The 13,859-nt window shown below is 63.4% G+C and carries 11 protein-coding genes; 4 read left to right on the plus strand and 7 right to left on the minus strand.

Going from position 1 to position 13,859, the window contains the following annotated elements:
- The first annotated feature begins 100 nt into the window (after positions 1-100).
- Both DAAJ005_RS08180 and DAAJ005_RS08185 read left to right on the plus strand, forming a co-directional pair.
- Positions 101-1,033, plus strand: a complete 933-nt coding sequence (locus DAAJ005_RS08180; protein ID WP_151846685.1) for a hypothetical protein — start codon at positions 101-103, stop codon at positions 1,031-1,033.
- 42 nt (positions 1,034-1,075) lie between these two features.
- Positions 1,076-1,993: an aldo/keto reductase family oxidoreductase gene (locus DAAJ005_RS08185; protein WP_151846686.1), complete on the plus strand. Its 918-nt coding sequence runs from the start codon at positions 1,076-1,078 to the stop codon at positions 1,991-1,993.
- A gap of 65 nt (positions 1,994-2,058) precedes the next feature.
- On the opposite strand, the gene crtI is transcribed toward DAAJ005_RS08185, so the two are convergent.
- The 3 genes from crtI to DAAJ005_RS08200 all read right to left on the minus strand — a co-directional run bounded on the left by crtI (position 2,059) and on the right by DAAJ005_RS08200 (position 6,057).
- Positions 2,059-3,777, minus strand: coding sequence for a phytoene desaturase family protein (gene crtI / locus DAAJ005_RS08190; protein WP_151846687.1), 1,719 nt, complete (start codon positions 3,775-3,777; stop codon positions 2,059-2,061).
- Between the two features lie 109 nt (positions 3,778-3,886).
- A complete protein-coding gene (locus tag DAAJ005_RS08195; protein ID WP_151846688.1) occupies positions 3,887-4,471 on the minus strand; it encodes a hypothetical protein in 585 nt (194 codons plus the stop codon).
- Positions 4,472-4,563: 92 nt separating this feature from the next.
- Entirely contained in the window at positions 4,564-6,057 is a 1,494-nt protein-coding gene (locus DAAJ005_RS08200; protein WP_151846689.1) for a serine hydrolase, read from the minus strand.
- Positions 6,058-6,314: 257 nt separating this feature from the next.
- Here DAAJ005_RS08200 and leuS point away from each other — a divergent pair, with 257 nt between their 5' ends.
- Entirely contained in the window at positions 6,315-8,792 is a 2,478-nt protein-coding gene (leuS, locus tag DAAJ005_RS08205; RefSeq protein ID WP_151846690.1) for a leucine--tRNA ligase, read from the plus strand.
- A gap of 83 nt (positions 8,793-8,875) precedes the next feature.
- Here the strand turns inward: leuS and DAAJ005_RS08210 are convergent, their stop codons facing one another.
- Both DAAJ005_RS08210 and DAAJ005_RS08215 read right to left on the minus strand, forming a co-directional pair.
- On the minus strand, positions 8,876-9,835 hold the full coding sequence (locus DAAJ005_RS08210) for a hypothetical protein (protein ID WP_226342641.1): 960 nt from the start codon (positions 9,833-9,835) through the stop codon (positions 8,876-8,878).
- Positions 9,832-10,515, minus strand: coding sequence for a M23 family metallopeptidase (locus tag DAAJ005_RS08215; protein WP_151846691.1), 684 nt, complete (start codon positions 10,513-10,515; stop codon positions 9,832-9,834). Before DAAJ005_RS08215 ends, DAAJ005_RS08210 begins: the two co-directional genes overlap by 4 nt.
- Before the next feature lie 202 nt (positions 10,516-10,717).
- On the opposite strand from DAAJ005_RS08215, the gene DAAJ005_RS08220 reads away from it, so the two are divergent.
- A complete protein-coding gene (locus tag DAAJ005_RS08220) occupies positions 10,718-11,866 on the plus strand; it encodes an aminotransferase class V-fold PLP-dependent enzyme (RefSeq protein WP_370519819.1) in 1,149 nt (382 codons plus the stop codon).
- Positions 11,867-11,939: 73 nt separating this feature from the next.
- Here DAAJ005_RS08220 and DAAJ005_RS08225 read toward each other — a convergent pair whose 3' ends face one another.
- Entirely contained in the window at positions 11,940-12,563 is a 624-nt protein-coding gene (locus DAAJ005_RS08225) for a CBS and ACT domain-containing protein (protein WP_151846693.1), read from the minus strand.
- A 328-nt stretch (positions 12,564-12,891) separates the two neighbouring features.
- Entirely contained in the window at positions 12,892-13,824 is a 933-nt protein-coding gene (locus DAAJ005_RS08230) for a cation diffusion facilitator family transporter (protein ID WP_151846694.1), read from the minus strand.
- Positions 13,825-13,859: the final 35 nt, after the last annotated feature.

The following is a 13,859-nucleotide window of genomic DNA, read 5'->3' on the forward strand; positions in this document are numbered from 1 at the left end:
GGAAACTAACGCTCGTTAGGTTGGCCTATAGATTAGCAGAAGCGCGTGTAAGCCATGCGGCCCATGCCTCCACGGTTGCTTGTGATTTACGCTGGATTCAGTGATTTCTGAAGATCTGCCAACCCCCGCTGATCTGGCCCGCTTCTCTTTGGCTGCCCAGCACCCGCTGACGCTTGAATGGTGCTCAGAGGCTGAGCGGCTGGCGAATCTGGCCGAGGAACATGCCTTTGATCTTCAGCTTGCCACCGATCTAAAACTGGCGGGCAAGCGGGCCGAATTTATCAATGTGGGTCCGCCCGTAGAGGCTTATCTCAACCGCTGGGTCAGTGTTTCATCCGATCTGGACGCCATGCTCAGTATCCGCTTCAAGGGAATGGATGTGGGGAAGCCATTCGTGGATGTCAGCGTGACCTCGCGGCCTGTGACGGTGACTGATCTGCCTGCGCTGGTTGAGACAGCGGGACATGAATATGGCGGCTTCAACGCACCCCGAATCCGCATTTGGAGCGCCGCCGAAACGTTTTTCGATCTGCGTCCCGATCTGCGTGTGCTGGCCGCGCCGCTGGCTGAACTGGGTGGGGGAGAGGTGGCCCCCGGATTGAGCCTGAAGCCGACTGCCGATCTCTCCAGCTATGCCGACGCTCAGGCTGCCTACGCCGCCGTGGACGCTGCCCATCCGAAGCATCCCGGTCAGGCTGGCTTGCTGTGTGAGGAAGATTTGCAAGAGACGATTGACGCCGGAACGATGTTTGACGTGATCTGGCGGGGGCGGTGGAGCGGGTACGCGGGTACACTCGCTAAAACCAAAAATGGTCTGCCTGCCCAGTCGGTTCAGGAAATGCTGCTCGCCCCGCACGCACGCGGCCTCGGGTTTGGCTCCTCCCTATCCGTTTTGCTGGCCCGTCACCTGTCGGCAGACAGACGGGTGCTGAGCGGCACCATTCACGGCGAGAACCGGGGAGCTTTGGCAGCGGCGCGGCGGGCTGGGCGGCACAACATCGGCGGCTGGTGGTGGGTGCCGACGGTAAACTGAAGATGAGACCTCGCCTGCCAGTTTTGACGCACAATACGGGCCATGAGAACAATCAAACTCGGAAGCAGTGAGCTGGATGTGCCTGTCGTCGCCGTGGGCATGATGCGGATCAACACCATGAGCAAGCCGGAAGTGCAGACGCTGGTTGGCACCGCGATGGACGCGGGCGCAAACTTCTTTGACCACGCCGATATTTACGGCAAGGGAACCTGCGAGGAAATCTTCGCCGACGCCGTGGGCATGAGCAGTAGCGTGCGCGAAGGGATGATCCTGCAATCCAAGTGCGGCATTCGCCCCGGCATGTTTGACTTCTCCAAAGAACACATTTTGTCTTCGGTGGACGGCATCCTCAAGCGCCTGAACACCGATTATCTGGACATTCTCCTTCTGCACCGTCCCGACGCTCTGGTGGAGCCGGAGGAAGTCGCCGCCGCCTTTGACCAGTTAGAGCAGGAGGGCAAGGTGCGGCATTTCGGGGTGTCCAACCAGCAGCCGCGCCAGATTGAATTGCTGAGGAAATATGTGCGTCAGCCTTTAGTTGCCAATCAACTGCAACTGAGCATCACCAACGCCACGATGATCACGCAGGGCTTCAACGTCAACATGGAAAACGACGAGGCGGTCAACCGCGACGGCGGCATTCTGGATTACTGCCGCCTGAACGACATCACCATCCAGCCGTGGTCCCCCTTCCAGTTCGGCTTTTTTGAGGGCGTCTTCTTGGACAACCCTAAATTCCCCGAATTGAACGCTAAAATTGACGAGATTGCCGCCAAATACGGCGTCAGTAACACCACCATTGCCATTGCCTGGATTCTGCGTCATCCGGCCAAGATGCAGCCTGTGACGGGGACCACCAATCCACAGCGTCTCGCAGACTGCATCAAGGCGGCGGACATTCACCTGACCCGCGAGGAATGGTACGAGATTTTGCTGGCGGCGGGAAATACGCTGCCCTGAACACAGTGACTTGAAGAACGCCGCCGAGAAGCTGAATCCCGGCGGCGTCTCTGTGTGGGCTGGCTTCAGTCCGCCGCGCCCGCCACTTCCCTGGCGACTGCTTCGGCAGCGGCTGGCACGCCATCGCGCACGTCTTTGTGAATCCCAAAATCATCTGCGATCAGGCGGGCCGTCATCTTGGCCGACATCATGACGCTGGGGGTGCCACCGCCAGGCTGTGCGCCTGCGCCCACCATGTACATATTTCCAATGTCCTCGCTGCGGTTATGCGGGCGGAAATACGCGCTCTGAATCAGCACCGGTTCGGGACCAAAAGCGTTGCCCAGGTAGCTGTCCAGCGTTCCTTCAAAATAATCTGGAGTGATGTACTCGCTGTGCGTCAAGCGCTCGCGCAGATTGGGGATGTAGCCGCGTTCCTCCAGGAAGGTGTAAACCCGGTCCACCAGCTTCGGCCCCTCCACCGCCCAGTCCAGACCGCTGGCGTTGTGCGGCACGGGAACGAGGGTGTAAGCGGCGTGGTGCCCGGCGGGGGCGAGGCTGGAATCGGTCAGCGTCGGCACATGCAGGTACTGGCTGAAATCTTTGCTCATCACCTTCTGCCCGAAGATCTCGGTCAGCAGTTCTTCGTAGCGCGGTCCCAGGATGATGTTGTGGTGGCGCAGGTCCAGCGGGCGGGCGGGATCGTCGCGGAAGCCGAAGTAGATCACCAGCAGGCTCATGCTCTGGCGGGCGGCCTTGACGCGCACGTCGCTGTTGACCAGGCGGGCGGCGGCGGGAATGCGCTTGAGGTTGGTGTTGGCCCAGTCGCCGTTGCTGACCACGATATCGGCGTGTAACTCTTCGCCGCTTTCCAGCCGCACGCCGCGCGCCGTCCGCTTGCCGATGGGCCGTTTGACGGGCTGGCCGCGCCCGTCCGTGACCAGAATCTCGTCCACGCCTGCATTCAGGCGAAGCGTGCCGCCCAACTCTTCAAACTTCTGTACGAAGGCACGGACCAAAGCCCCGGTGCCGCCCATCGCGTAGTGGATGCCCCAGGTTTTTTCCACGAAATGGATCATGGCGTAGATGGCTGGAACGCTCAGGGGGTTGCCGCCCACCAGCAGCGTTTCAAAGGAAAAAACCTGCCGCATTTTGGGGTTCTTGAAATACTTGCTGGTAAACGAGAACAGTGTGCGAACCGCGTCCAGGCGCATCAGATCCGGCACCACGCGCAGCATGGACGGCATATCGCCGAAGTGCGTGTACCCTAGCTCCAGAAAGCCGCGCTCGAAGATGGCGCGGGCGTCGGCGTGGAAGCGCTCGTAGCCCTCTAAATCCTCCGGCGCGAGTTCGCTGATCTGGCGGCGGGTGCTTTCTGGATCGCCGTCGTAGTCGAAATAGGTGCCGTCGTCGAAATAAATCCGGTAAAACGGCAGGATCGGCACCAGTTTCACGTAGTCGCGGGTGCGCGGGCCGCCGCTCTCGCCGGACTTGACGCGGGCGTCCTCGGTCAGCGTGTGAGGCGGGTAATCTGGCTCGCCCAGCATCCCCTTGTCGCGTTCCAAAGCGAATAATTCCTCGATGAAATGCGGCACGGTAATAACAGTCGGCCCCATGTCGAACACGTAACCGTCCTCGGTGCGCTTCTGGTAGGCGCGGCCCCCCGGCGCGTCTAAGCGCTCCAGGATGGTGGTGTCGAAGCCCAGGCTTTGCAGGCGGATGCCCAGAGACAGCCCGCCGATGCCGGAGCCGATGATGATGGCGGTCTTGCGCCTGCTGGTGGAGGAAGTGGAGGGGGAAGTCATACTGCGCCCACTACAGCACGTCTGGAGGTTCGACTCTGTAGGAAGGGGTTAAAGACAGAAAGAAGCGGAGGCCCGTTGCTGTGGCCTCCGCTTCTCCTCGTGGTGAAAATCAGCGCACGATGACGGTGAAATCCGCCGGGCGGACCAGCACGCCGTCGCCGTTGAACACCGAGCGGATGGTGTAGTTTCCGGCGGGCACGTTCTGGTTCTCATCATTCTTGCCTTCCCAGCGGATTTTCTGCAACTCCTCAGTCTGGCCAGGGGCCACGTTGGTGCCCACAATTTGCAGCGTGCAGATGGCGTCCTTCGGCGTGGTGCGGACCACCTGACCCGCCGCGTTCAGCACCTCGAAACGCACGTCACACGCGCCGTGTTGCAGGTTGATGGTCTTGTCACCCGTGTTGGTCAAAAGAACATTCCACATGTTCGCCTGACCTGCCTGCACGCTCTGTGGTCCCTCTAACTTGGCGGTGTAGGGCTGCGCCAGCGGGGGGTTGACGGCGGGCAGGGTGGTCACGGTGGGCGGCGTCACGGGAGTTCCTTGGGTGGGAGCTGGGGCTGGAGCCGTGCTGGGCAGTGTTGCGCCGCTCTGGGGCAGGGCGGGAATATCAGTCACGCTGACCTGCGCGTGGGCCTGCATACTCATCAGGGTGCCGCCCAGCAGGGCCAGGGTCAAAACAAGGTTTCTGCTCATGCCCCCAGCCTGACGCCCCGGGCCTGACCCGGGGTGAGACCCGGTAAAGAAAGGGCCATGCGTTCATCAGGCAATCTTCAGCGCCACCACGCTCACCGCAGTAGCTTCAGCACGCCCGCGTACATGGCGACGAATTGTTGCTCGTTTAGCGGTTCGGGGCGGTTCCAGGTGGCGCTGATACACAGTGTTTTGCCCGCCTTCGTGGTGACCTGGGTGGTCAGGTTGATCACGCCGATCTCAGACCCCCCCTTAAAGCTCACACTTCCAAAATCGCCGGGGGTGGCGACACCGGGGTTCAACTGGGTTTCAGGCAGTGCGGCCACATCGGCCATCAGGTGGCATAGACGCTGGTTGCTGGCGAACCATTCCACGTCCTGCGCGGTGGTTTTGCCCTGCGCGAAAAGGCCCGCATTGGGCAGCGGCGCGGTGTCGGCTTTTTTAAGCACTTCCCGCCGCGTGGCCCTGTCCAGCCCCGCCGAACGGTAGGCGCGCAGCAGTTCAAGATTGGCCGGATTCTTGAGGGCGAAGAACTCGCGGGTGCTGGGCATGGCGGTCTGCCCCAGCCGCGTTTCTACCCCTTCGCGCCCTAAGGCCTTCAGCAGCAGGTCCGTGGCGGTGTTATCGCTCTGGGAAATCATGCGGGCAGCCAGATCGCGCAGGGTGTATTTGCTTCCGGCAGGCGCATCTTGCAGGGTGCCGCTGGGCAGGCTCCTGTCGGCGTCGGTCAGCGTGACCTCATCGGTCCATTTTTTCTCACCGCGCGTAATCTGTGCCTGCAACTCACCCAGAATCGCCAGCTTGAAGGCCGAGCCAATCGCCAGCAATGTGCGGCTGTTCAGGTCCACCAGCGGCTGCGGCTTGCCCGCCTCCTGGACCAGCAGGGTGACGCTACCGGGCAGGGCGGCGAAGGCAACACGGGCCTCTTCCAGAGTCTTATAGGTGACGACGGGTTGCAGTTGCAAACCAGTGATCAGGCCCTGGGCGTCCACGGTAATGGCCGTCACATCCACTTGCCCTTTCTCAAAGGTCAGTCGCCAGCCGTTGCCCGGTGGTTCAATGCTCTGGAAAGCACCGTTCTGAGCACGGAGACTGGCGAACTGCGCGGTCAGTCCCTCGGCGCTGACCTGGGCCAGAAACTCCGGGCTAAACAGCGCTGTATCGACGGGATCAGACTTGAACACTTCCTCGATCAGCGCCGCCGCCTTCTCCTGTGCGGCCTGCGTGGCCGTCTGGTCTGCCGCCGCCGAGGCCGGGCCAGGCACCGCGCCGAAGGTGGTCAGCCGTCCCTGATCGTCCAGTGCCGCCGCCGTGATGACCAGTGTGCCGCGCTCATAGACGGCCAGCGGGCGATCCTGCAAGGTGTCCAGCCGGACAAATTTCCCGTACATCCCCGTGATTCCCTTGAACTGTGCGGCGATGGTTTCAAAAGGCACCTGCGTCAGAAAGTCCGGCGCAAACCACTCCGCTCTGATCTCCGGTGTAGATAGTAACCGCGTAATGGCCTCGGTCTGTGTGATGCCCTGCGCCTGTGCCGAAGCCGAGGCAATCAGGGCAATGGTGGTCAGCGACAGCATGGCTTTGTTCATGCCTCCGAATATGGGCTGGGTGGCCGAAAAGTTGCCGCGCATACGCTTCATACGGTCTTAACCGCCTGCCTTCCCCCCACGCGGCCCTATGCCCTAGACTGGACCCATGATCCGCTCTGCACTTACCCCCAGGGGACGCCGCGACTAGCCCACGCTAGAGCGCCCGCCCCCGGCTGTGTTGCGCCGGGGCTTTTTTTGGTCCCCGCCTAGTTTTTGACCCTCAGACTTTTTGACCCTTAGACCTCCGCAGGAGCCATATGACCCAGACCGACGAACAATCCATCAATATTCATGAACCCCGTGCCGAACGTTACAACCCGCACGCCATCGAGCAAAAATGGCAGGACCAGTGGGCCGAGGACGGCCTGTACCGCTTCGACGAGAACGGACCCGGCGAGAAGTTCTATGCCCTGACCATGTTCCCGTACCCCAGCGGCAATCTGCACATCGGCCACTGGTACGCCAACGTCGCCCCCGACGCCCGCGCCCGCTGGATGCGGATGCGCGGCTACAACGTGCTGTTTCCGATGGGCTTTGACGCCTTCGGCCTGCCTGCCGAGAATGCGGCGATCAAGAACAACGTAGACCCGGCGGCGTGGACCTACGGCAACATCAAGTCCATGACCGCGCAGTTTCAGCGCATGGGGACCATGATCGACTGGAGCCGCCAGTTTGCCACCTCTGACCCCGAGTATTACCGCTGGAACCAGTGGTTTTTCACCGAGTTCTTCAAGCGCGGGCTGGCCTACAAGAAGGGCGGTCTGGTCAACTGGTGCCCCAAGGACCAGACCGTGCTGGCCAACGAACAGGTGGTGGGCGGCGCGTGCGAGCGCTGCGGAACCCCCGTGGAACGTCGAAATCTGAACCAGTGGTATCTGAGAATCACTGACTATGCTGACGAACTGCTGGATTTCACAGGTACCGATATGCCCGAGCGCGTGCGGGCCATGCAGACCAACTGGATCGGTAAATCGGTGGGCGCGGAGATCGTGTTCGACACCCCCGCCGGGCCGGAAACGGTGTTTACCACTCGCCCCGACACCATCATGGGCGCAACCTTCCTGGTGCTGGCCCCCGAACATGCCAAGGTGGCTGAACTGACCACCGACGAGCAGCGGGCTACCGTTGAGGCGTACATCGCGGCGGCGGGCCGCAAGACTGACGTGGAACGCCAGCAGGACGTGGGCGAGAAAACGGGCGTGTTCACAGGCAGCTTTGCCACCCATCCCATCGGCGGGCATCAGGTGCCGATCTGGGTGGCGGATTACGTGCTGGTTACCTACGGCACGGGGTCCATCATGGCCGTCCCGGCCCACGACGAGCGCGACTTCGCCTTCGCCCGCAAATTTGGCCTGGACATCACCGAGGTCATCCGCGCCGAAGGTGCTGAGCCGATGGGCGCGGACGCGGAGGCTTCCTACAGTGGCCCCGGCGTGATCGTCAACAGCGGCGAATTTGACGGACTGCCCGGCGGCAAGGTCAGCATTGACGCGGTGATCGAGAAGTTGGAGGCGCAGGGCGTGGCGAAGGCCAAAACCACCTACCGCCTGCGCGACTGGCTGCTGGCCCGGCAGCGTTACTGGGGGACCCCCGTGCCCATCGTCTACTGCCCCGAACACGGCGCACAGCCCGTGCCCGAAGACCAGTTACCGGTCAAGCTGCCTGAATTCAAGGGCTTCACGGCGTCCGGCCAGAGTCCATTAAAGCTAGACCGCGAGTGGGTGCAGACCACCTGTCCCATTTGTAACGGCCCCGCCGAGCGCGACACCGACACGATGGATACCTTCGTGGACAGCAGTTGGTACATGTACCGCTTCCTGTCGCCCCATGATGACAAACATCCTTTTGACCCGGCCAAGGCGAACCTGCTGCCCGTGGACCTGTACACCGGGGGCATCGAACACGCGATTTTGCACCTGCTGTACAGCCGGTTCTGGACCAAGGTGATGCGTGACATGGGCCTGACCACCCAGAACGAGCCGTTCGCCTGGCTGCGAAATCAGGGCATCATTCTGGGCGAGGACGGCGAGAAGATGAGCAAGTCGCGCGGCAACGTCGTCGATCCCGACGATCTGGTGCGCGAGTACGGCGTGGACACGGTGCGGACCTACCTGCTGTTCATCGCGCCGTGGGAGGTGGGCGGCCCCTGGGACCCGCAGGGCATCAACGGCCCGTCCAAGTGGCTGGGCCGCGTGTGGACGCTGTTCTTTGGCGAGCGCACGGCGGGGCCAGACGAGGCCGTGACGGTGGTCGATCTGCGCTACGGCATTCACAGCACCCTGAAGAAGGTCACGGGCGACTTTGACCGCCTGAGCTTCAACACCATCGTCGCCGCGTTGATGGAGTTGACCAATATTCTGGTGCGTGCCCGCCGCTCGCCCGCCTACGCGACCCCGGAATGGGATGAGGCGCTGAACATCTTCAATCTGATGCTGGCCCCGGTGGTTCCGCATATTGCCGAGGAAATCTGGCACGAGCGCGGTCTGGAAGGCAGCGTGCATGTCCAGTCCTGGCCTGCTACCGACGAGGCTGCTGCCGTGCGCGACACCGTAACAATCGGCGTGCAGGTGGGCGGCAAGGTGCGCGGTCAGGTCAGCATTTCCAAGACCGCCACCCAGGACGAGGCTCTGGCCGCCGCCCGTGCCGAGCCGGATGTGGCCCGCTTTCTGGAGGGCAAGGCGGTGGTCAAGGAGATTTACGTGCCGGGGCGGATCATCAATATTGTGGTGAAGTAGCAGGACTGAAAGCGGCGCTCTGAAAGAAATTTCAGAGCGCCGCTTTCAATTCATGTTCAGCGTCAATAGCGGTTCTCCCTGCCTTACGGCAAAGTCACCACCCGCACATTCCCGTCCTTCGCGCTCAGAAAATTCAGCAATTTGCCGTCCGGGCTGACATTCCAGTCGCCCTGCCGCACCTGATCGCCCAGATCGCCCAGTGTGTTCCAGGCGTTCACCTTCACGTCGTACTGCCGCAGCACATGCGCGCCGCCGTCCGTCTTCAGCGGCATCAGTAAGAAGCGTCCCGCGTCGCGCCAGCGGTACGCTCCGTAATCGTTGATCTCGGTGGGGGTGCTGCCTGACGTGCTTTGCAGCCACAGGCCGTTGCGGGCGGCGCTGTCGAAGGAAATCGTGTACAGCACCTGTGCCCCGTTCGGGCTGAGGCTGATGCCCCGGAAGCCCAGCGCCGTCCGCAACGTCTTTTTCACGCCACTGCGGATATTCAGAGTAAGCAGGTCCCGGTCCCGGTTGCCCGGCGCACTCTTGCCCGACAGCAGCAGCGTGTCATCGTCTACCCAGCCGCTGATGCCGCCGCCGTAGAGGGTGGCGACGGTACGCGGGGAACCGAAGGCGTCGGCCACAAAAACCCGTGTGGCGCGGCGGTCATAGTTGCCGCTGGTATCACTGCGGGTGTAGGCCAGCCGCGTCTCGGCATCGTTCCAGGTCACGTCCGCGCCGAAGGTGGGCAGCGTGAAACGCTTGCCATCGACCAGCCGCTCCAGCACCGTCGTTTCCCCGGAACCGGGCCGCACCGCCCAGCGCAATTTGGGCGAGAAATAGGCGATGCTGGAAAACCGGCGCGTCACCTCGCCGCCCGTGGCCGCCACCTGATAAAAGCCAGTGCTGGGGCGTGCGGTCGGCCCGTCCAGAAAAAGCAAGGCTCCCGAATCCGGCGTCCAGACCGTGCCAGGGCAGCACTCGCCACTCAGCACGGCGCGCGAGGGGAGGGTGGCGGCCACGGCAGAGGTGCCTAGCAGCAGTGCTACGAAGGCTAGTTTCACCGCGCACCCTCTGGAGCAATCGGCCAGGGCCGGGCAAACTCGTTGAGCAGGCGGCCCCCACGTATGGCGGCGGGTTGCGAGTCCGGCGTCTGCCATTTGCGCGGAGCGCTGAGGTCATATTCGTAGCCGCGCCCGAAACTGCCCGCCAGCGCCAGCGTGTCCCAGTCGGCGGCGATGTATGGCAGCGGATTAAAGAACCGCTGGTGCGCCCGGTCCCGCAATTCCAGATGCAGGTGCGGCGCGCTGACGCACGTTCCCTGCGAGTCGCCGCTCTGGCCGATGACCTGTCCGCGCGTGATCTTCTGGCCGATTCGCAACGAGGCCCGCTTCAGCAGATGCCCGTACAGGCTGCTCAGGTTGCCCGCATGATCAATTACCACGTTGTGTGGCAGGCTGCCGTGTGGGCCGTCCACTTCGGCCACCACGCCGTCACCGATGGCGCGCACTGGGGTGCCGCACGGCGCGCTGAAATCCAGCCCGGCGTGGATGCCCTGCAAGTTGCCGTAGGTGCTACGCCGCTGCCGATACGCCCCGGTGGTGTTGCCGTAGCCCTGACCCAGTAGCCAGGAATCGGGGCCGGGCGCACCCGCGAAGGGCAGGCCGAACTGGCGGGAGGGCGGGGCGATGGCACTCAGCGGCAGGGCCGGGGCGTAGTGGGCGGCGGCCAGGGAAGGGAACATCAGGCCACACAGGGCGGCTACGGTTCGTCTTGCCGGGTGGCCGCGCCAGGGGGCCGGGGTGGGGGAGGGCATACGCGATCTTGCCTTAATTCCTTATTCAGAGGCGTGCCAGCGGCTACGGTTGGAAGGCGGAGGGCGCGGGCGGTTCAGACCTCTGCTCCGCGTGTCGCCGCGCCGGGTCTACTCTGGACCCATGACCCAGATGGCCCCTGCTGCCCACATTCCGCTGAACCGCGAACGCCTGATCGCCCCCGGCCCGGTGGAGGTGGACCCGCGCGTGCTGCTGGAACTGGCCCAGCCGCAGATGCACCACCGCAGCCGTGACGCTGCTGCCAAATTGCTGGAGGCGCGGCAGAAACTGAGCCGCCTGCTGGGCGATCCCTATGAAGCGGTAATCACCACCAGCAGCGGCACCGGGGCCTTCGAGGGCGCGCTGGTCAGCACCACGCCTGCTGGGGCAAAGGTGGTCAACGCGCAGGCCGGAAAATTCAGCGAGCGCTGGGGCGACATGGCGGGCCGCTTCGGCTACGACGTGGGGATCGTCGCCCGCCCCTGGGGCGAACTGCTGGACGCGGATGAGGTGGCTGAAGCCAGCCGCGACGCCACAACTTTGCTGATCACCCACAGCGAAACCAGCACCGGGGCCTTGCATGATCTGGAGGCGATTGCACGGGCGGCCAAATTGCAGAATCCCGATCTGATCATCATTGCCGACTGCGTGACCTCCTACGGCGTGGCGGAGTTGCGGGCCGCTGCCTGGGGCGTGGATGTGATCGTGTCGGGCAGCCAGAAGGGAACGGCCACGCCGCCAGGCCTGGGCTTCGTGCTGTTTAGCCCGGAAGTGCAGGCCCGCATGGTGCAGAACACCGCCCACGGCTACTACCTGGACCTGACCCGCGAGCTGAAGGGTCAGAAAGCAGGTAATACCCCGCAAACCCCTGCCATCAACCTGATCTACGCCCTGTCCGCCGCGCTGGACCGCCCATTGAGTGTGCCGCTGGAGGTGCTGTGGGCCGAGCAGGAGCGCAAGGCAAAGGCACTGATCGCCGCTGGGACCGCGCTGGGCTGCCCGTCTTGGACCGCCCGCCCCAGTCCTGCAGTCGCCGTATTGAAGGCCCCCGAAGGGTTGACGGGCCGCCAGATCGCCGCCGCCCTGACGGGCCTGGGTCAGCGCGCCCTGGCGGGTCAGGCCCCCCACGAGGACACCGTGTTCCGCGTCAGCACGATGGGCTACGCGGACCGCTACGACGCTTTAGGTGTCGCCGGAATGCTGGAAGACGCCTTCGCCGCTCTGGGCCACGAGTTCGAGCGGGGTGTGGCCGTGTCGGCAGCGTGGGCGGCGATGAAGTAGGGAGAGGGAGAAACATCAAACCGCCAGAGCGATAAAACTCGCTGCTGGCGGCTTGATTTTTGAATCCTCTGGTTTACTCTAGAACGGTAATTCCCGAATCCCTCACGCGCTGCTTGACGTCTTTCGTCCCCTCGCCGCTGACGCGCATCACGAAACGGCGGTGACCGTCACGCCCGTCGTAGGTGGCGACGCTAATGATGTTGCTGGGCGCAATGGCGCGCGTGGCTTTTTCCAGGCTGCCGGGGGTGTCGGGCATCTCCAGCGTGATGCGCTGGCCGCCCTCACGCATGCCCAGGATCTCGGTGAAGGCGCGCAGCACGTCCATCGTGGTGATGATGCCGCTGAGCTTGCCGCTGTCGTCCAGCACGGGCAGGCCGCCCACATGGTGTTCCTGCATCCGCAGCGCGGCATCTTCCATGTACTCGCCCTCGGCTGCCGTGATCACCGGGCGGGCCATCATCTCGGCCACCGTCAGCTTGCTCAGCAGGTAATTCAGCTCCCACACGCTCAGGGTGGTGGCCTTGCTGGGCATGGCGTCCTTGAGGTCCTTGCGGGTGGTGATCCCGATCAGCTTGCCCTTATCCATCACGGGCAGGCGGCGGAAATTGCCGTCCTTGAGGGTCTTCAGCGCTTCCATGACGGGCGTGCTGGGGGTCACGGTTACAGGGTCACGGGTCATCCAGTCGCGTACAAGCATGGTAAAAGTCTACTGGATTACGCTTAGGTAGACATGCCGTTAATTCCCGGTCCCGGCCCACCGGCTGTGATGGTAGCGCCCAAGGGGAGGATGGATGTGGGTTTCGCCCGTGCTAGACGCAATCCGTTCTGCTCCTGCCCACTCTTGTCATGAACAGATTGTCGTCGTGGGATAGCACCCGTATGGGGTGACTCCTCCCCGTGCCTGGGACAGATCGAAGACAGGAAGCTCTTCCTCTTCTACGACGCTTTTCAAGTCTGCTGGCACAGCTCTGCGAGTCCCGTTCGGATTTCCAGGTGTTTCCAACACCTTTTCATCGGAGTCCGTACTACAGCACCAGCACGCCGTGGTGCTTGGCCTTGTCCTGCGGCTCCACATGAATGGTGATGCTGCTGCCTGGAATCTCGGCGCGGATGGCGTCTTCCAGGCGGTCACAGATGGTGTGGGCCTGCTGCACGGACATCTCGCCGGGGACCACCATATGGAACTCGATGAAGGCCAGACGCCCGGCGTGGCGGGTTCGCAGGTCGTGCATTTCCAGCGCGCCGTCGCCGTGTTCGCTCATGATCCGGCGGATGCCTTTCTCGGTCTGCGGGTCCACGGCGGCGTCCATCAGACCGCCCACGCTCTCGCGCATCAGGCCAAAACCACTCCAGAGAATGTTGACGGCCACCAGCAGGGCCATCACTGGGTCCAGCCAGCTCAGCCCGGTCAGTTTGGCGGCCAGCAGGCCCAGCAGCACGCCCACACTGGTCAGCACGTCAGTCCTGAGATGTCGCCCGTCGGCCAGCAGCGCCGGGGAGCGCAACTCGGCCCCCGCCCGCAGCAGCAGCCCAGCCCACAGCATGTTGATCACGCTCGCCCCCGCGTTGACCAGCAGGCCCGCGTAGGGGGCGGCCAGTTCGTGAGGGTTCATCAGCCCGCCAATCGCCTCGCGCCCGATGCTCAGGGCCGCCAGCACGATCAGCACGCCCTCGGCCACCGCGCTGAAATACTCGGCCTTGGTGTGCCCGTAGGGATGGTTCTGATCGGCGGGCAGGGCCGCCACGCGCAGCGCCACGAAGGCGGCCAGCGCCGCCGCCACGTTGACCACGCTCTCCAGCGCGTCCGAGTACAGCGCCACGCTGCTGGTCATCAGGTAGGCCACGAACTTCAGCCCCAGCACCACCAGCGCCACTCCCACCGTCCACAGCGCCAGTTGCGCCGCCCGTCCGGTTCCCTGTGGCCGGGGTGAGTTCTGGGCAGAAGACGGCGCGCTCATGTCAGGAGGCTAGCAGGGTTAGTCATGACAAAAGG

This window comes from Deinococcus sp. AJ005 (genome assembly GCF_009017495.1).
Taxonomy (GTDB): domain Bacteria; phylum Deinococcota; class Deinococci; order Deinococcales; family Deinococcaceae; genus Deinococcus.